Source organism: Flintibacter sp. SJQ-8 (assembly GCF_054108085.1).
On sequence record NZ_JBPJWR010000011.1, the window covers coordinates 378,939 to 396,047 of the forward strand.

Here is a 17,109-nt window from a genome sequence, read left to right on the forward strand (position 1 = left end):
GGAGCCATGGCTGTCAATTTACAAAAGACGGAGTTTATTCTCTCCGCCGCCTCCCCCAAGGACTTCCTGCGGGACGGACTGCCCCAGATCGCCTTTGCCGGGCGGTCTAACGTGGGCAAGTCGTCGGTGATCAACCGGCTGCTGAACCGGAAGAACTTCGCCCGGGTGGGGGCCGCCCCCGGCAAGACCATCCACATCAACTATTTCAAGATCGACGGGGCCTTCTATCTGGTGGACCTGCCCGGCTATGGCTATGCCAAGGTGTCCAAAAGCGAGCGGGATCGGTGGGGCAAGCTGATGGAGACCTATTTCGCCCACCCGGAGCTGATGACCATGGGCGTGATGATCGTGGATTCCCGGCACAAGCCCACGGCGGACGACTGCACCATGGCCCAGTGGTTCAAGGACACGGGCCGCCCCATGGTGGTGGTGGCCAACAAGCTGGACAAGCTGAAAAAGAGCGAGATCCAGCCCAACCTGGACCAGATCCGTCTGACCCTGGAGCTGGAGGAAGATGTGCCCGTCATTCCCTTCTCCGCCGAGAAGGGGGACGGACGGCAGGACCTGCTGAGCGCCATCTTCGCCGCCGCTGAAGTGAACTGAGCAAAAAGAGATCGCGCCGCCCCGGCGTCTGGAAGCAGATACCGGGGCGGCGCTTGCCGCCTGGAGAAATGATTCTTGTGTTCAGCGGCCGTTTCTGGTATACTATTTTGTGATTTATCCGCTGTTTTTGCGTTTTGCGCTGGAGGTGAGCCGTTGGACGGACCGGTCTACCACCTGGAAGGGGTGGTGAAGGCGAAGGAAGCCGGAATGGAGGACTTTGTGGGCCCCCTGGACCTGATCCTCCATCTGCTGGCCAAGAACAAAATGGAGATACAGGACATTCAGCTCTCCCTGATCCTGGACCAATATCTGGCCTGGATGGACCGGCGGCGGGAGCTGGACCTGGAGGTGGCCAGCGAGTTTGTGGCCATGGCCTCTCACCTGGTGTATATCAAGACCCGGATGCTGCTGTCCATCCACGACGAGGAGGCTCTGTCCGAGCTGGAACAGCTCATCGCGACCCTCCAGGCCCACCAGCGGCAGGAGGACTATTTCCGCCTGCGAAAGGTCCTGCCCCAGCTGGAGGAGGACTTTCAGCACGGCCAGGACTATCTGACCAAGACGCCGGAGGTGCTGACGCCGGACCGGAACGTGCGCTATGGCCACTCCGGGCAGGACCTGTATCGGATCATGGTGAATATCCTCCGCCGGGGCGGGGATAAAGTGCCCCCCATGAACGCCTTTCAGGGCATCGTGGGCCGGGAACCCTATCCTGTGGCCCAGAAGGCGGGGGAGGTGCTCCGCCGGTTATGGGAGCTGGGCTCGGCGGGCCTGCGGGCCCTGTTTCGCCAGGCCCGTAGCCGCACAGAGGTGGTGGCCACCTTTTTGGCGGTGCTGGAGCTGTGCAAAAACCACCGGCTCCATCTGTCCGGCGACGGGGCGGACTGCACCGTGACCTATGTGGAAGACCAGCCGCCGGAGGAGCCGGAGAACCCCGGCTGACCGAAGAGAGGAGGCCGCCTGAATGGAATACGGACAACTGAAGCGCGCCCTGGAGGGCGTCCTCTTTGCCGCCGGGGAGCCGGTGACCGCCCAGCGGCTGTGCCTGGGGCTGGAGACGGACAGGACCACCCTGGACCAGGCGGCCCGGGAGCTGGCGGAGGAGTATGAGCGGGAGAAGCGGGGCGTCCGACTGCTGCGGCTGGAGCACAGCTATCAGCTCTGTTCCGCCCCGGAACAGGCCGCTATTATCCGCCGGACATTGGAGAGCCGAAAGCCCCCCAAGCTGTCTCAGCCCGCCCTGGAGGTGCTGGCGGTGGTGGCCTATTTCCAGCCGGTGACCCGGGCCTATATCGACCAGATCCGGGGGGTGGACAGCGCCTACACCGTGGGCCTGCTGCTGGAACGGGAGTTGATCGAGGAGGCGGGGCGGCTGTCCGTCCCCGGGCGGCCCGTGCTGCTGCGCACCACCAAGACCTTTTTGCGCTCCTTCGGGCTGAGCGATCTGGATGAGCTGCCCACCCTGCCAGACCTGTCCAAAGAGGGGGAGCAGACCACCCTGGATCTGAAGGCAGCCATCCACCGCCTGGAGGAGGAGCAGGAGCTGGAGGCGGGGGCGTCCCCCGGACAGGACCCGTGAGGGGACTGGCCATCGCCGCCGTCATCCTGGCGTTGCTGCTGCTGATCGGGTTCATCCCCCTGGGCGGCGGCGGGACATATGACAGCGGGGGAGCTACGTTGTGGCTGCGGCTTGGCCCAGTGCGGGTGACGCTGCTGCCCCGAAAGCCCAAAAAGCAGAAGAAAGCAAAGCCCAAAAAGACGAAGCAAGAGCCGGAACAGCCCAAGCAGGCACAGTCGGAGAAACAAAAGCTCACCCTGGGCGGCAGCCTGGCCTATGCCAAGGCCCTGCTGCCCCTGGCCCTGGAGTGTGCCCGGCGGGTGTGGGGGGCCATCTATCTGAACACCCTGTATCTGGAGCTTCAGGTGGGGGCGGAGGACCCAGGGGAGGCCGCCATGGCCTATGGCCGGGCCAACGCCGCCCTGGGGGCCATTTGGACGCCCTTGGTCCGGGCCTTTCATGTAAAGGACGGCCACGCCCGGGTGAATCTGGATTTTGACCGGAAAGAGCCCGCCCTGTACGCCAGGGCGGAGCTGTCCATCCGGCTGGGCCAGGCCCTGTGGCTGGGGCTGTATTTCGGCCTGAAGGCCCTGAGAGCGCTCCTGCGGGTGAAAAACGAGAAAAAACAGCAGCAGAGAAAGGCGGCTTAAACATGGAAAACAACCATCCTCTAAGCGAACTGATGCGCACCACCCTGGACAGCGTCCGGGCTATGGCCGACGCCAACACCATTGTGGGCGCGCCCATCCAGGCGGACGGGGTGACGCTGATCCCCGTGTCTAAGCTGTCCTTCGGCGTGGCCGGGGGCGGCACGGAGTTCACCACCAAAAAGCAGCCCGCCGGAGACAACTCCTTCGGCGGCGGCAGCGGAGCCAGCGCCAAGCTGGAGCCGGTGGCCTTTCTGGTGGTGCGGGAGGGCGGCGTGAAGCTGCTGCCCGTGGCCCCGCCCCCCGCCACCACGGCGGACCGGGTCATCGAAGCGGTACCCGAGGTGGTGGACAAAGTGACCAGCTTTATCAAGGACCAGCAGGACCGCAAGGACAAGGCGGCGGACCTGGCCGACTGAAACTGCCTGCAATAGAAGAGCCGCCGCCCCGCCATACTAACCACATCTGGATCGCTCCCAATTTTTTGGATATCCCGCCCCGCAGGGGAATGGGAAACCAGAGAATATCACGGGAGCTGGATCGAAAAGGATGTGAGCGCGTTGAAGCGATATGTGTATGCCGCGGCGGCCCTTTTGCTGCTGTGGACCGGGGTACCCCAGGCGGTGGCGGTGGATTGCTCCGCTATATCTGCCGTGGTGATGGAGGCGGAGACCGGGCGGGTGCTGTATGAAAAGCAGGCCCACCAGCGGCGGCCCATTGCCAGCATCACCAAACTGATGACTGCCCTGGTCGCCCTGGACTCGGGGCACGGCCTGGAGGAGGAAGTGACCATCCAGCCAGAGTGGACGGGGATCGAGGGTTCCTCCCTCTATCTGGCCCCGGGGGAGAAGATACGCCTGGAGACCCTGCTGTATGGGCTGATGCTCCGCTCGGGCAACGACGGGGCGGAGGCCATCGCCGGGTGGTGCGGCGGCAGCCGGGAGGAATTTATTGCCCGGATGAATCAAAAGGCCGCCCAGCTGGGCATGGGGGACAGCCAGTTTGCCGACCCCAGCGGCCTGTCGGATGAAAACCACTGGTCCAGCGCCTATGACATGGCCCTGCTGGCCCGGGCCTGTCTGGCACAGCCGGAGCTTGCCAAGATCGTCGCCACCAAGGCCATCACCCTGGAGGGGCGGGCTTTTGTAAACCACAACAAGCTGCTGTGGCGCTATCCCGGCTGCGTGGGGATGAAGACGGGCTTTACCAAGCAGGCGGGGCGGACGTTAGTGTCCGCCGCAGAGCGGGAGGGGATGACCCTCATCTGCGTCACCCTCCACGACCCGGACGACTGGGCCGACCACGCCGCCCTGCTGGACTGGGCCTTTGCCCGCTTCTCCATGCAGACGGTGGTCCAGGCGGGGGAGACGCTGTGCCGTCTGCCCGTGACCGGCAGTCTGCTGCCCTTTGGTCCCGCCGTGGCGGGGGAGGGGGCGATTCTCTGCCTGGCGGAGGGGGAGCAGCCCCGGCTGCGGCTGGAGCTGGACCGGACTACGCTTGCCGCTCCGGTGGCGGCGGGGGAGAGGCTGGGCCGGGCCATATACGAACTGAACGGCGCGGAGCTTGCCGCCGTCCCTGTGGAGACGGGGTGTGCTCTGCCCGACCTGACCCCGCCCAGGCGGGGGCCGCTGGCCTGGCTGCAAGGGCGGCTGGGCGGCGCTGGGAAAACGATGACCGGAGGATGAACCATGGAAGAGCGGCTGCAAAAACTGATCTCCGCCAGCGGACTGACCTCCCGCCGGGGGGCGGAGGACTGGATCACGGCGGGCCGGGTCACGGTGAACGGCCAGGTGGCCGCCCTGGGGGACAAGGCCGACTTAGCCCACGACCAGGTGCTGGTGGATGGCCGCCCGCTGCCCCAAAAGCAGACGGACCGGCGGACCTATCTCATGCTGAACAAGCCGAGGGGCTATGTGTCCACCCTGTCTGACGAGAAGGGACGGAGGACGGTGGCCCAGCTGGTGTCCGGCTGCGGCTGCCGGGTGTGGCCGGTGGGGCGGCTGGACATGGACTCGGAGGGTCTGCTGCTGCTCACCGACGACGGGGAGCTGACCCATCGCCTCATCCACCCCAGCCACCAGGTGGAGAAGGAATACCTGGTGTGGGTGACGGGGGACGTGGACCGGGCCCTGCCCATCCTGTCCGGGCCCATGGAGCTGGACGGAGAGCCTTTGGCCCCCGCCCAGGTGCGCCGGGGCAGGACGGGCGGCGGCGTGAGCCAGCTGTCCATCGTCATCCACCAGGGGAAGAACCGCCAGGTGCGGCGGATGTGTGCCCAGGCGGGGCTGACGGTGAAGCGGCTCAAACGGGTGCGGGAGGGCCGGGTGACCCTGGACCGGACCCTGGCCCCCGGGGCCTGGCGCAGGCTGACGGAGGAGGAGCTTGCGCTGCTGCGGTGAAGGCCGGAACGAAATTTTACCGGACACCATGAACAAAACAGCGGCCCATTTCGGGCCAAAAGGGTGCTTTTTGCAGAGAAGATGGAATTCCTGCAAAAAGCACTTGCATTTTTCTGGGGAACACGGTAAGATAACAGTGAGCACTTTTTTGTTTTGTTTTGGAGAAAGTCTGGAGATGATGAAACATGAATCAAGATATTCTTGTGTTGATTCAGGAAAATATGAACACCTTTTCCAAGGGCCAGAAGCGCATCGCCGCCTTTATTCTGGACTCCTATGACAAGGCCGCCTTTATGACGGCCAGCCGCCTGGGAAAGAAAGTGGGCGTGAGCGAGTCCACCGTGGTGCGTTTTGCCGCCGAGCTGGGCTATGACGGTTACCCGGATATGCAGAAGTCCTTGCAAAAAATGATCCGCAACCGGCTGACCTCCGTCCAGCGCATCGAGGTGACCAACGACCGCATTGGCGACCAGGACCTGGTGTCCATGGTCCTTCAGTCGGACATGGAGAAGATCCGTCTGACCCTGGAGGAGCTGGACCGCAGCGCCTTTGACAACGCGGTGAAGGCCATCGTGTCCGCCAAGCGCATCTACATCATCGGCGTGCGCTCCTCCGCCGCCATCGCCTCCTTCCTGGGCTTCTATTTCAACCTGATCTTTGACAACGTGGTCAATGTCACCGCCGGCACCGCCAGCGAGATGTTCGAGCATCTGCTGCGGGTGGGGGAGGACGATGTGGTCATCGGCGTCAGCTTCCCCCGGTATTCCAGCCGCACCGTCCAGGCCATGAGCTTTGCCCGGGACCGGAAGGCCACCACTGTGGCCATCACCGACAGCGAGGCGTCCCCGCTGGCCCCCATCTGCAAGTATACCCTGAAGGCCCGCAGCGACATGGCCTCCTTCGGCGACTCGTTAGTGGCCCCCCTGTCCCTGGTGAACGCCCTGCTGGTGGCGGTGAGCCGGGCGAAGAACGACGACCTGGCCAACACCTTCCAGACCCTGGAGCGCATCTGGGAGGACTATGGCGTGTATGAGAAGGTGCAGGAGTGACGGGCGGACATGATCTAATCGTGGTGGGCGGCGGCGCCGCCGGGATGATGGCCGCCATCTCCGCCGCCCGACTGGGGGCGGACGTGTGCCTGGTGGAGCGCAACCAGAAGGTGGGGCGCAAGCTGTACATCACCGGCAAGGGCCGCTGCAACGTGACCAACCACTGCACCCCGGAGGAGGCCCTGGCCGCCACCCCCCGGAACAGCCGCTTTCTGTTCAGCGCCATGAGCCGCACCACCCCCGCCGACGTGGAGCGCTTTTTCACCGACCTGGGGGTGAAGCTGAAGGTAGAGCGGGGTAACCGGGTGTTCCCCGCCTCCGACAAGGCCGCCGACATCATCGACGCGCTGTTTTTCGAGCTGCGGCGGCTGAAGGTCCCCGTGGTCCAGGCCCGGGCCACCGGCCTGAAAACAGAAGAGGGGAAAGTGACCGCCCTTGTCACCGACCAGGGGGAGTTCCCCTGCCGCGCCCTGATTTTGGCCACCGGCGGGGCGTCCTATCCCGCCACCGGTTCCACGGGGGACGGCTATGACCTGGCCTGCCAGGCGGGGCACACTGTTGTCCAGCCCGCCCCGTCTCTGGTCCCCCTGGAGTCTCCCGACCCCTGCTGCGGACAGATGCAGGGCCTGGCCCTGAAAAACGTGGTCTTGACGGTGAAGAACCGGAAAGGTAAAATAGTATACCGTGAGCTGGGTGAGCTGCTGTTCACCCACTTCGGATTGTCCGGCCCCCTGGTCCTGTCCGCCAGCGCCCACATGCGGAGCTTTGACAAGGACCAGTACACCTGTGTCATCGACCTGAAACCCGCCCTGGAGGAGTCCGCCCTGGACGCCCGCCTGGTGCGGGAGCTGACGGCCAACGCCAACCGGGACATGGCCAACGTCATGGGCACGCTGCTGCCCCGGCTGATGATCCCCGTGGTGCTGGAGCGGGCGGAGATCCCCCCGGACCGCAAGGCCCACGACCTGACCAAAGGGGAGCGCCACCGTCTGCTGGAGACCCTGAAGGGCTTTCGTATTCCCGTGTCCGGCCCCCGGCCCATCACCGAGGCCATCATCACCGCCGGAGGCGTGAAGGTGGGGGAGGTGGACCCCAAGACCATGGCGTCGAAAAAGACGGAGGGTCTCTACTTTGCCGGGGAGCTGCTGGACGTGGACGCCTACACCGGGGGCTTTAACCTTCAGATCGCCTGGGCCACCGGCCGGGCGGCGGGGGAGAGCGCCGCGGAGCGGCTGCGGGACAGCCAGTAACACAATAAAATTTGGAGCGAAAAGGCATGAAGCATATCAGCATTGCCATTGACGGTCCCGCAGGCGCGGGAAAGAGCACCCTGGCCCGCCAGGCGGCCCAGCGGCTGGGGTTTTTGTATGTAGACACCGGGGCCATTTACCGCACTGTGGCCCTGAAGGCCCTGGAGTCGGCGGCGGACCCCGCCGACCCGGAGCAGGTGGTCCCTCTGCTGAGCGGTCTGAACGTGAAGATGGACCACGGCCCCGACGGGGGACAGCGGATGTTTCTGGACGGGGCGGACGTGTCCGACGCCATCCGGCAGCACCGGGTGTCCGGCGCGGCCTCTCAGGTGGCGGCCATCCCCCAGGTGCGGGATTTTCTGCTGGACTTTCAGCGCCGCCAGGCCCGGGAGCACGACGTCATCATGGACGGGCGGGACATCGGCACGGTGGTGCTGCCCAACGCCGACGTGAAGATCTTCCTCACCGCCGCGCCGGAGGCCCGTGCCCACCGCCGGGCCCGGGAGCTGGAGCTGCGGGGGGAGCAGGCCGACTATGAGACCATCCTCCACGACATCATCCGCCGGGACGAGCAGGACCGGAACCGCCCTGTGGCCCCCCTGCGCCAGGCGGAGGACGCGGTGCTGGTGGATACCACCCGGCTGAACCTGGAGGAGAGCCTGGAGGCCCTGCTGGCCGCCATAAAGGAGCGGACGGGCCGATGAACGAGATGGAAAAGAATCCTCAGGACCGGGCCACAGACCGCTGGTTCCACTTCCTCTATGCGGTGATCTGGCCCTTCTTCAACCTGTTCCGGCCCCTGAAAGTCATCGGCCGGGAGAATATCCCGGATGGTGCGGCGGTGCTGTGCCCCAACCACACCACCATCGGCGACCCCTTCTATGTGGTGTTCGCCTTTGGCCGCCGGTACCCCATGCGGGCCATGGCCAAGATACAGATCATGCGGGTGCCCTTCATCGGATGGATCCTGGGCAAGGGCGGCGTGTTCGGCGTAGACCGGGGACACGCGGATATGCATGCGGTGAAGACCGCCCTGAAGCTGCTCAAGGACGGAAACAAGCTGCTCATGTTCCCCGAGGGGACCCGGGTCCGGGAGGGGGAGGATGTGGCGGCTAAAACGGGAGCGGCCATGTTTGCCACCCGCACCGGCGTGCCCCTGGTGCCCATCTATATCCAGCGAAAAAAGCGGCTGTTCGCCCGGAACGCAGTGGTCATCGGCCAGCCCTATCACCCCCAGTACGCCGGGCGCAAGCCCACGCCGGAGGAGTTGGATGCCATCACCGGGGACCTGATGGACCGGGTCCGCGCCCTGGGGGAGGGACAGCCGTGAGCGTCGTGTTAGCCAAATCTGCCGGCTTCTGCTACGGTGTACGCCGGGCGGTGGAGCTGGCGGAGCGGACGGCAGAGGAGGGGCGGCCCTGCGTGATGCTGGGTTCCATCATCCACAACAAGGATGTCATCGCCCGTCTGGCCGAAAAGGGCCTGACGGCGGTGGAGCGGCCTGAGGACGTGCCCGAGGGCAGCGCCGTGATCATCCGCTCCCACGGGGAGGGCAGAGCGGTCTATGACCAGCTCCGGGCCCGTGGGGTGGAGATATTGGATGCCACTTGCCCCAACGTCACCCGCATCCATCAAATCGTGGCTCAGGCTGAAGAAATGGGCCGTCAGCCGGTGATCGTGGGCACGCCGGACCACCCGGAGGTGACGGCCATCGCCGGATGGTGCAGCCACCCAGTTGTGGTTTCTGGGGCGGAAGAGTTGGAAAAATGGCTGGTTCAGGACGAAAAACGCCGGAATTTGCCCCTTACTTTTGTATCTCAAACAACGTCCACCCGGAAAATTTGGGATGACTGCGTGAAAAAAGCAAAAAAAGAGTGTACAAACGCAGAATTTTTTGATACAATATGTGGAGCGACATCCAAACGCCAGGAAGAGGCCCATCGGCTGGCCCAACAATGTAGCCTGATGGTGGTCATTGGCGACGGAAAAAGCTCTAACACCAAGCGTCTGGCAGAGATCTGCAAAGAGGTCTGCCCGGACGTGCGCCTGATCGAACGGGCGGCGGACTTAGAGCCATCCGCCTTATCCCAGGCGAATGTGGTCGGCATCACGGCGGGCGCCTCGACGCCTGCGTGGATAATAAAGGAGGTCTATGACAAAATGAGCGATGAAAACATGGAGATCGAAAAGTCCTTTGCTGAAATGCTGGAGGAGTCGATCAAAACTTTAAATACGGGGGATAAGGTCAAGGGCAAAGTCGTTGCGATCACTCCCACGGAGATTGAGGTGGAGCTGGGCGTGAAGTACCCCGGCTACATCCCCCTGTCCGAGCTGAGCGACGATCCCAGCGTGAAGCCCGAGGACGTGGTGAAGGTCGGCGACGAGATCGAGACCTACGTCATGCTGGTCAGCGACCGTGACTGCATGGTCAAGCTGTCCAAGAAGCGCCTGGACATGGTCAAGGGCTGGGAAGAGATCGAGGCCGCCAAGGACAACGAGACCGTGATGGAAGGCTTCGTCACCGAGGACAACAAGGGCGGCGTGGTCGTCTCCGTCAAGGGCGTGCGCGTGTTCGTTCCCGCCTCTCAGACCGGTCTGCCCCGCGAGACTCCTATGAGCGAGCTGGTCAAGCAGAAGGTCCGCCTGATCATCACCGAGGTCAACCGTGCCCGCCGCCGCGTGGTGGGTTCCATCAGCCGCGTCACCCGTGCCGAGCGGGCCGCCGCCGCTGAGAAGGTCTGGGCCGAGATCGAAGAGGGCAAGCACTACACCGGCACCGTGAAGTCCCTGACTTCCTACGGCGCTTTCGTTGACATCGGCGGCGTGGACGGCATGGTCCACATCTCCGAGCTGTCCTGGAGCCGCATCAAGCACCCCTCCGAGGTGGTCAAGGTGGGCGACACCGTGGACGTGTATGTCATCTCTGCCGACAAGGAGAAGAAGAAGATCTCCCTGGGCATGAAGGACCACAGCCAGGACCCCTGGTCCGTGTTCACCTCCACCTATCAGGTGGGCGACGTGGCCAACGTCCGCATCGTCAAGCTGATGACCTTCGGCGCCTTTGCCGAGGTCGTGCCCGGCGTGGACGGCCTGATCCACATCTCCCAGATCGCCGATCACCGCATCGACAAGCCCAGCGACGTGCTGGCCGAGGGCGATAAGGTGGACGTGAAGATCACCGACGTGGATATGGAGAACAAGAAGATCTCCCTGTCCATCCGCGCTCTGCTGGAGGAGCAGGGCCAGGACGAGGAGTAATTCTCTCCCGGCTTTTCCAACAAAACACAAAATATCCCGGCTGTTGTCACGACAGCCGGGATATTTTTTCCTCTTTTTCGCCAAAATTTCGTTCATTCATGTAAAATTTTTAGTTTTGCTTGCAAAAATCGGTTTAAATTGCTATAATAAAGGAGAAAATTCAGGTAGTTTTGGCTGTTGGACGAAGTGGAGGTGCAAAATGTCGTTCCAAATTGGGGACAAGGTCGCGCATCCGATGTACGGTGCCGGCGTGTTAGAGAGCGTGGTGCAGAAGAAAGTAGGCGGCGTGGTGCAGGAGTACTACATTATGAAGCTGGCGAAAAGCTCCATGATCGTGATGATCCCCACCCAGGGCAGCGAGGAGATCGGCGTGCGTCCGGTGGTAGACCCGGACCAGGCTGACCGGGTGCTGGCTGCCATCCCGTCGATCCAGGTAGAGATGACCGCCAACTGGAACCGCCGCTATCGGGAGAACATGGAGCGGCTGAAAAGCGGCGACCTGCTGGAGGTGGCCCGGGTGGTCAAGGGCCTGACCCTGCGGGACGCCAAGCGCAGTCTGTCCACGGGGGAGCGGAAGATGCTCCACTCCGCCCGGCAGATCTTGATCTCGGAGCTGGTGCTGTCCAAAAGCCTGAGCTATGAGACGGTGGAGGCCCAGCTGGACACCGCCCTGGCATAACGCCGGGCCGCGGTGCATAGTGTGACGCAAAGAAAAGGAGCCGACGGCTCCTTTTCCGCTGTCTCGACCCTAATTTGGAGGAAAACGATATGGCAGGACTGAAGTCCATCTTCGCGAAAAAACAGCCCGCCCAGACCTGCGCCGCGGTGATCGTGGCGGCGGGCTCCGCCCGGCGGATGGGGGGCATCGACAAGGTGCTGGCCCCGTTAGGCGAGCTGCCTGTGCTGGTCCACACCCTGTATGTCTTTCAGGACAGCCCCGCCGTGGACGAGATCGTGGTGGTCACCCGGCCCGACCTGCTGGTGGAGGTGGGCCGCCTGTGCCAGGAGTATGGCCTGGACAAGGTGAAAAAGGTGGTGGCCGGGGGCAGCGAGCGGACCAACTCCGTGCTGGCCGGGCTCCACGAGGTATCCCCGGAGGCGGAGCTGATCGCCATCCACGACGGAGCCCGGCCCCTGCTACCGCCGGAGGTGCTGGCCGAGACGGTGGCCCAGGCCGCCCGGACGGGGGCGGCGGCCCCCGCCCTCCCGGTGACGGACACCATCAAGCGCATGAAGGACGGCGTGTCCACCGGCACGGTGGACCGGGAGGACCTGCGGGCGGTGCAGACCCCCCAGATCTTTGAGGCCGGACTGATCCGGGCCGCACTGGAGAAGGCCATTGCCGACGGGGAGAACCTCACCGACGACTGCGCCGCCGTGGAGCGGCTGGGGATGCCCGTCACCCTGACCCAGGGCAGCCGGGAGAACATCAAGATCACCACCCCCTTTGACCTGCTGCTGGGGCAGGCCATTTTAGAGAACCGAGTGAAAGGAAGCTGAACATGCGCATCGGACACGGCTATGACGTACACAAGCTGGTGGAGGGGCGAAAGCTCATCCTGGGCGGGGTAGAGGTCCCCTTTGAAAAGGGCTTGCTGGGCCACTCTGACGCGGACGTGCTCACCCACGCGGTGATGGACGCCCTGCTGGGGGCCGCCGGGCTGGGGGACATTGGCCGCCACTTCCCGGACAGCGACCCCGCCTATGCCGGGGCGGACAGCCTGGTCCTGCTGGACCATGTGGTGGCCCTGCTGGGGGAGAAGGGCTGGCAGGTGGGCAACGTGGACGCGACTATCCTGGCCCAGCGGCCCAAGCTGGCCCCCCACATCGGCCAGATGCGGGACAACCTGGCCCGACACATGAATGTGACAGCGGAGCAGGTGAACGTGAAGGCCACCACCGAGGAGGGCCTGGGCTTTACCGGCCTGGGCCAGGGCATGGCCGCCCACGCGGTGGCTCTGCTGGAGCCGTCAGAAAAGTAAATCGAGCTGTTTCGGCTGCCCTGCGGGAATACGACCCCCGGGGCAGCCGTTTTTCATCTCTGGTTTTTCTGGGAGACACGGGACGGAACAAAGCGGCATAGCATGAGAGCGGAGAGGAAACTCTTCCGCGCAGCCCCTTCCACAAAAGGGCGGCACAGGCCGCCCCGCAGAAAGGAACCAGAGTTATGCTCTATTATCTCATTGTATGCCGCTCCCTGACCTATGCCCAGCGGACCGCAGCCGCTTTGGAGCGGACGGGAATCACGGCCCGGGTCCTGCGTTCGCCAAAGAGCATTGCGGGGGAGGGGTGCAGCCATTCTGTGAAAATTTCCCAGCGCAGCCTGCCGGAGGCCCTTCTGGTGCTCCAGCGGGCGGACCTGACCCCAAAACGCATTTTCATCACCGCCGGAGCGGGCAGCTATCAGGAGGTGGAGCTGTGATCTATTTGGACAGCGCGGCCACCACCCTGCAAAAACCGCCGGAGGTGGCCATGGCCGCCACCCGGGCCATCCGCCAGCTGGCCAGCCCCGGGCGGGGCGGACACCGTCCGGCCATGGAGGCGGCCAAAGTTGCCTTCTCCTGCCGGGAGGAGGCCGCCGCCCTGTTTCATGTCCCCACCCCGGAACAGGTGGTCTTCACCGCCAGCGCCACCCACGGCCTGAATCTGGCCATTGGGACCCTGGTGCGCCCCGGAGCCAGGGTGGCCCTGTCCGGCTATGAGCACAACGCCGTCACCCGGCCCCTCCACGCCCGAAACGCCAAGCTGCTCGTCGCCCGTGCCCCGCTGTTTCGGCCGGAGGCCATGGTGGCCGCCTTTCGGGAGCAGCTGGACCTGGGGGCGGAGGTCGCGGTGTGTACCCACGTGTCCAACGTGTTCGGCTATATCCTGCCCATGGAAGAAATCGCCCGCCTGTGCCGGGAGCGGGGTGTGCCCCTGATCGTGGACGCCTCCCAGTCGGCGGGGGCCCTGCCCCTGGACTTTCAGGCCCTGGGGGCGGACTTTGTCGCCATGCCCGGGCACAAGGGGCTGTACGGCCCCCAGGGGACGGGCCTTCTGCTGTGCGCCCGAACGCCGGAGCCGCTGATCCAGGGGGGCACGGGCAGCGAGTCTGTCCGCCAGGAGATGCCCGACTTTCTCCCGGACCGGGCCGAGCCGGGGACCCACAACCTCCCGGGCATCGCCGGACTGCGGGAGGGCCTGCGCTTTGTCCGCCGTTTAGGGCCGGAGACCATCGCGCGGCGGGAGGGCCGCCTGCTCCGCCAGCTGGGGGAGGGCCTGGCCCGGCTGCCCGGCGTGGAGTGCTTCTATGCCCCCGAGGGGGAGCACCAGGCGGGGGTGCTGTCCTTCCGGCTGCCGGACCGGGACTGTGAGGAGGTGGGGGAGACCCTGGCAGACCGGGGCTTTGCCCTTAGAGCCGGGCTCCACTGTGCCCCCCTGACCCACGAGACGGCGGGGACCCTGGACACTGGCACCGTCCGGGCCAGCCTGTCCGCCTTCAGCCGGGAGTGGGAGGTGGGAGCGCTTTCTTCAGACAGTGCGGGCCATGACCCGGTGACAGAGAGAGGAGTTAGGAGGGATGAGTGAGGAGTTGCTCGTCCCTCCTTGCTTTTTGCATAGAAACGAAAAGTTTAAGAAATTTTCATCTTCCCATCCCGGTTTCGTGTTGCCAAGCGGGGCGGAATATCGTATAATAAGTTTTATGAATAAAATCTCCCCGTATGGCTATTTGGCCCCGGGGAGGGGAGACCGGTCACGAGAGGGGGAGAGGGCCATGTTGGACAACGTACAGATGCTTTTGCAGTCCAGCCTGCCCATGATCCGGGTGGGCGTGGCGGACATTCTGGACATTGCCATTTTGTCCCTGGTGATCCACCGCCTGCTGTGGATGCTGCGCAAGACCAGCTCCGGGCGGGTGCTGCGGGGCATTCTGATCCTGATGCTGTCTATGTGGCTGTCCTCCGCCATGCACCTGACGGCCACCAGCTTCCTGCTGAACAAGCTGGTGGAATGGGGCTTTTTGGTGCTGGTCATCCTGTTCCAGCCGGAGATCCGGCGCTTTTTGGAGCGGATGGGCAGCAGCAGCCTGGGTCAGGTGTTCGCCGCCTCCCGTACCTCCCCCATGGACTTAGAGTCCGCCATCGACCAGACCGTGGAGGCCTACACCGACATGTCCCGGGATAAAGTGGGGGCGCTGATGGTCTTCGAGCGGCAGAACCTGCTGGACGACGTGATCAAAACGGGCACCGCCCTGGACTGCGCCGTATCCAGCGAGCTGCTGAAGAATCTGTTCTGGAACAAAGCACCCCTTCACGACGGGGCGGTCATCGTCCGCAACGGGCGCATCGTGGGGGCGGGCTGTATGCTGCCCCTGTCCGGCAACGTGAACCTCAGCCGGGACCTGGGCATGCGCCACCGGGCGGGCATCGGCATGAGCGAGCACTCTGACGCGGTGGTGGTCATCGTGTCGGAGGAGACCGGCTCTATCTCCGCCGCCGTGGGCGGGATGCTCAAGCGGCATCTGGCCCCGGAGACGCTGAAACGCCTGCTGCATAACGAGCTGATGTCCGATGCCCAGGAGGAGAAGAAGCCCTCCCAGATCACCCTGTTCAATCAACTGTTTGGCTGGGGCCGGAAGGAGGGGAACCAGCAATGATGGAGCACATCCGAGAGAGCAAGTGGCTGAACATCCTCATGTCCGTGCTGCTGGCCGTGCTGTTCTGGCTGTATGTCCGGGCGGAACTGGACCCGTCGCAGACCAGCTGGTTCTACCACGTCCCCGTGGAGATCACCGGCAGCACCGTCCTCACCCGCCAGGGACTCACCGTGGCCAACCTGTCCCAGAACACGGTGGACCTGCGTATAGAGGGTCCGGCCAGCGTGCTGGACAGTCTGTCCCGCAGCCGAAAGGACCTGTCGGTAACGCTGGACGTGTCCAAATGCACCGAGGGGGAAAACAAACTGGTATATACCCCCAACTGGCCGGTAAATATCAATACAGACAGCATCGTCACCATCGACCGGGACCCGGAGACCATTACAGTGACGGTGGAGAAGCTATATACCAGTTCCTTTAACGTAGAATTCCAGCTCAAGGGCACGGTGGCCGACGGCTATCAGGCCGGGACCCCCGCCATCAACCCGGAGACCGTTGTGGTCAGCGGACCTGCCGAGCAGGTCAGCCGGGTGAAAAAGGTAGTGGCCGTGCTGGAGACGGAAGACCTGGACCAGCGTTTTGCCGGGGACCTGCCTCTGATCCTGCTGGATGAAAATGGGGAACAGATCACTGACGCAGAGGTCACCCTGGACTCTCCCACCGCCTATGTAGTCCTGCCGGTGGTCGTTGTAAAGGATGTCCCCTTGACAGTGAATTTCCAGCCCGGCGGGGGAGCCACTACCGACGACATCACCTATGAGATCAATCCCAAGTCTCCGATGGTCTCCGGCGCAGAGAGCGACATGGAGAGCCTGAACGAGATATCCCTGGGCAGCGTGGACCTGTCCAAGGTGGTGGGCACCAACACCTTCACCTTCCCCATCGACCTGGATGCCAGTCTGGAGAACGTCACCGGCAGCACCAGCGCCACCGTCACCGTCACGGTAAACGGCCTGGATACCCGCAGCTTTGATGTGGACAACATCCAGATGGTGAATATCCCCGACGGCTACCAGGTGACCCTGGCCACCCAGGTGCGCACCGTGAAGGTGCGGGGGAAGCAGGAGGATCTGAACAATATCGATGCCAGCCAGCTGAGTATTGTGGCCGACCTGTCTGACGTGGATTTTACGGGGCTGTACTCCGTGCCTGCGTCCAAAGTAAAGGTCTATCTCAATGCCGACAGCTCAGTGGGTGTGATCGGCGATTATACCGTAGTCGTCAACGTCAGTCGGTAAAGCGGCGTATCTTAGCGGTAATTCTCATTGGAGGCAAACCATGGTTCAAAATGCGATCGTAAAAAAAATCATCAGCGACGGTGTGGCAGAGGTCTCTCTGCTGCGGCAGATGGAGTGCGGCCTGCACTGCGACGGGGCCTGCGCCGGATGCGGCCAGAAGCCAAAGGAAGAGATCCTGGCCCTGGCCAGTAATCCGGTGGGGGCTAAGCAGGGGGACGTGGTGGAGGTGACCCCCGCCGACGGGCGGAACATCAGCACCTCAATCATCGTGTTCCTGCTGCCCTGTGTGGGCCTGGGCCTGGGCTATGTCCTGGGGCAAAGTCTGCTGAAGCTGGGGGACATGGCCGCCATGGCCACGGCTGCGGCGGGCCTGGTGGTGGGCTTTCTCCCCGCTGTGCTGCTGAACCGGGCCATGACCCGCAGCAAAAAGCCGGAGTTTCAGATCCTGAAGCGGCTCACCCGCAGCTGAGA

Annotated in this window: 20 protein-coding genes; all 20 read left to right on the forward strand. The window is 63.9% G+C overall.

Going from position 1 to position 17,109, the window contains the following annotated elements:
• Positions 1 to 6 precede the first annotated feature (6 nt).
• The 20 genes from yihA (at position 7) to ACSAMP_RS10235 (ending at position 17,107) form a co-directional block, all read left to right on the forward strand.
• Positions 7 to 603, forward strand: coding sequence for a ribosome biogenesis GTP-binding protein YihA/YsxC (gene yihA, locus ACSAMP_RS10140; protein ID WP_441795694.1), 597 nt, complete (start codon positions 7 to 9; stop codon positions 601 to 603).
• 153 nt (positions 604 to 756) lie between these two features.
• Positions 757 to 1,545, forward strand: a complete 789-nt coding sequence (locus ACSAMP_RS10145; protein WP_457800378.1) for a segregation and condensation protein A — start codon at positions 757 to 759, stop codon at positions 1,543 to 1,545.
• A gap of 22 nt (positions 1,546 to 1,567) precedes the next feature.
• A complete protein-coding gene (scpB, locus tag ACSAMP_RS10150; protein ID WP_457800379.1) occupies positions 1,568 to 2,182 on the forward strand; it encodes an SMC-Scp complex subunit ScpB in 615 nt (204 codons plus the stop codon).
• Complete coding sequence (locus tag ACSAMP_RS10155) at positions 2,179 to 2,811, forward strand: DUF2953 domain-containing protein (protein ID WP_441795697.1); 633 nt, start codon at positions 2,179 to 2,181, stop codon at positions 2,809 to 2,811. Before scpB ends, ACSAMP_RS10155 begins: the two co-directional genes overlap by 4 nt.
• A gap of 2 nt (positions 2,812 to 2,813) precedes the next feature.
• Entirely contained in the window at positions 2,814 to 3,227 is a 414-nt protein-coding gene (ytfJ, locus tag ACSAMP_RS10160; RefSeq protein WP_441795698.1) for a GerW family sporulation protein, read from the forward strand.
• A gap of 141 nt (positions 3,228 to 3,368) precedes the next feature.
• Entirely contained in the window at positions 3,369 to 4,493 is a 1,125-nt protein-coding gene (locus ACSAMP_RS10165; RefSeq protein WP_457800380.1) for a D-alanyl-D-alanine carboxypeptidase family protein, read from the forward strand.
• Positions 4,494 to 4,496: 3 nt separating this feature from the next.
• Positions 4,497 to 5,207, forward strand: coding sequence for a pseudouridine synthase (locus ACSAMP_RS10170; RefSeq protein WP_441795700.1), 711 nt, complete (start codon positions 4,497 to 4,499; stop codon positions 5,205 to 5,207).
• Between the two features lie 185 nt (positions 5,208 to 5,392).
• Complete coding sequence (locus ACSAMP_RS10175) at positions 5,393 to 6,256, forward strand: MurR/RpiR family transcriptional regulator (RefSeq protein WP_457800381.1); 864 nt, start codon at positions 5,393 to 5,395, stop codon at positions 6,254 to 6,256.
• Positions 6,253 to 7,506, forward strand: a complete 1,254-nt coding sequence (locus tag ACSAMP_RS10180; RefSeq protein ID WP_457800382.1) for a BaiN/RdsA family NAD(P)/FAD-dependent oxidoreductase — start codon at positions 6,253 to 6,255, stop codon at positions 7,504 to 7,506. The genes ACSAMP_RS10175 and ACSAMP_RS10180 overlap by 4 nt, the downstream gene beginning before the upstream one ends.
• 26 nt (positions 7,507 to 7,532) lie before the next feature.
• The gene (cmk, locus tag ACSAMP_RS10185) at positions 7,533 to 8,210 is read left to right on the forward strand and encodes a (d)CMP kinase (protein ID WP_457800383.1); all 678 of its coding nucleotides are present in this window, start codon (positions 7,533 to 7,535) and stop codon (positions 8,208 to 8,210) included.
• Positions 8,207 to 8,836 (forward strand): lysophospholipid acyltransferase family protein, encoded by a 630-nt coding sequence (locus tag ACSAMP_RS10190; RefSeq protein ID WP_457800384.1) that lies wholly within the window; start codon positions 8,207 to 8,209, stop codon positions 8,834 to 8,836. Before cmk ends, ACSAMP_RS10190 begins: the two co-directional genes overlap by 4 nt.
• Complete coding sequence (locus tag ACSAMP_RS10195; RefSeq protein ID WP_457800385.1) at positions 8,833 to 10,764, forward strand: bifunctional 4-hydroxy-3-methylbut-2-enyl diphosphate reductase/30S ribosomal protein S1; 1,932 nt, start codon at positions 8,833 to 8,835, stop codon at positions 10,762 to 10,764. Before ACSAMP_RS10190 ends, ACSAMP_RS10195 begins: the two co-directional genes overlap by 4 nt.
• Before the next feature lie 199 nt (positions 10,765 to 10,963).
• The gene (locus ACSAMP_RS10200) at positions 10,964 to 11,443 is read left to right on the forward strand and encodes a CarD family transcriptional regulator (protein ID WP_441795706.1); all 480 of its coding nucleotides are present in this window, start codon (positions 10,964 to 10,966) and stop codon (positions 11,441 to 11,443) included.
• 89 nt (positions 11,444 to 11,532) lie between these two features.
• Positions 11,533 to 12,264 (forward strand): 2-C-methyl-D-erythritol 4-phosphate cytidylyltransferase, encoded by a 732-nt coding sequence (gene ispD, locus ACSAMP_RS10205; RefSeq protein ID WP_457800386.1) that lies wholly within the window; start codon positions 11,533 to 11,535, stop codon positions 12,262 to 12,264.
• Positions 12,265 to 12,266: 2 nt separating this feature from the next.
• Positions 12,267 to 12,746 (forward strand): 2-C-methyl-D-erythritol 2,4-cyclodiphosphate synthase, encoded by a 480-nt coding sequence (gene ispF, locus ACSAMP_RS10210; RefSeq protein WP_457800387.1) that lies wholly within the window; start codon positions 12,267 to 12,269, stop codon positions 12,744 to 12,746.
• Between the two features lie 185 nt (positions 12,747 to 12,931).
• Positions 12,932 to 13,186 (forward strand): putative Se/S carrier protein, encoded by a 255-nt coding sequence (locus tag ACSAMP_RS10215; protein ID WP_186878378.1) that lies wholly within the window; start codon positions 12,932 to 12,934, stop codon positions 13,184 to 13,186.
• The gene (locus ACSAMP_RS10220; protein WP_457800388.1) at positions 13,183 to 14,331 is read left to right on the forward strand and encodes an aminotransferase class V-fold PLP-dependent enzyme; all 1,149 of its coding nucleotides are present in this window, start codon (positions 13,183 to 13,185) and stop codon (positions 14,329 to 14,331) included. Before ACSAMP_RS10215 ends, ACSAMP_RS10220 begins: the two co-directional genes overlap by 4 nt.
• 187 nt (positions 14,332 to 14,518) lie before the next feature.
• Complete coding sequence (cdaA, locus tag ACSAMP_RS10225) at positions 14,519 to 15,400, forward strand: diadenylate cyclase CdaA (RefSeq protein WP_457800389.1); 882 nt, start codon at positions 14,519 to 14,521, stop codon at positions 15,398 to 15,400.
• Complete coding sequence (locus tag ACSAMP_RS10230) at positions 15,397 to 16,638, forward strand: CdaR family protein (protein WP_457800390.1); 1,242 nt, start codon at positions 15,397 to 15,399, stop codon at positions 16,636 to 16,638. The genes cdaA and ACSAMP_RS10230 overlap by 4 nt, the downstream gene beginning before the upstream one ends.
• 40 nt (positions 16,639 to 16,678) lie before the next feature.
• Positions 16,679 to 17,107 (forward strand): SoxR reducing system RseC family protein, encoded by a 429-nt coding sequence (locus ACSAMP_RS10235; protein ID WP_457800391.1) that lies wholly within the window; start codon positions 16,679 to 16,681, stop codon positions 17,105 to 17,107.
• The last annotated feature ends 2 nt before the right edge of the window (positions 17,108 to 17,109 follow it).

Bases quoted from the DNA above. Each gene is read 5' to 3' on its own strand.
- ACSAMP_RS10215 (WP_186878378.1), top strand. From the start codon at position 12,932: ATGCTCTATTATCTCATTGTATGCCGCTCCCTGACCTATGCCCAGCGG.
- ytfJ (WP_441795698.1), top strand. From the start codon at position 2,814: ATGGAAAACAACCATCCTCTAAGCGAACTGATGCGCACCACCCTGGAC.
- yihA (WP_441795694.1), top strand. From the start codon at position 7: ATGGCTGTCAATTTACAAAAGACGGAGTTTATTCTCTCCGCCGCCTCC.
- ACSAMP_RS10175 (WP_457800381.1), top strand. From the start codon at position 5,393: ATGAATCAAGATATTCTTGTGTTGATTCAGGAAAATATGAACACCTTT.
- ACSAMP_RS10200 (WP_441795706.1), top strand. From the start codon at position 10,964: ATGTCGTTCCAAATTGGGGACAAGGTCGCGCATCCGATGTACGGTGCC.
- ACSAMP_RS10170 (WP_441795700.1), top strand. From the start codon at position 4,497: ATGGAAGAGCGGCTGCAAAAACTGATCTCCGCCAGCGGACTGACCTCC.
- ACSAMP_RS10235 (WP_457800391.1), top strand. From the start codon at position 16,679: ATGGTTCAAAATGCGATCGTAAAAAAAATCATCAGCGACGGTGTGGCA.
- scpB (WP_457800379.1), top strand. From the start codon at position 1,568: ATGGAATACGGACAACTGAAGCGCGCCCTGGAGGGCGTCCTCTTTGCC.
- ispD (WP_457800386.1), top strand. From the start codon at position 11,533: ATGGCAGGACTGAAGTCCATCTTCGCGAAAAAACAGCCCGCCCAGACC.
- cmk (WP_457800383.1), top strand. From the start codon at position 7,533: ATGAAGCATATCAGCATTGCCATTGACGGTCCCGCAGGCGCGGGAAAG.
- ispF (WP_457800387.1), top strand. From the start codon at position 12,267: ATGCGCATCGGACACGGCTATGACGTACACAAGCTGGTGGAGGGGCGA.
- cdaA (WP_457800389.1), top strand. From the start codon at position 14,519: ATGTTGGACAACGTACAGATGCTTTTGCAGTCCAGCCTGCCCATGATC.
- ACSAMP_RS10190 (WP_457800384.1), top strand. From the start codon at position 8,207: ATGAACGAGATGGAAAAGAATCCTCAGGACCGGGCCACAGACCGCTGG.
- ACSAMP_RS10230 (WP_457800390.1), top strand. From the start codon at position 15,397: ATGATGGAGCACATCCGAGAGAGCAAGTGGCTGAACATCCTCATGTCC.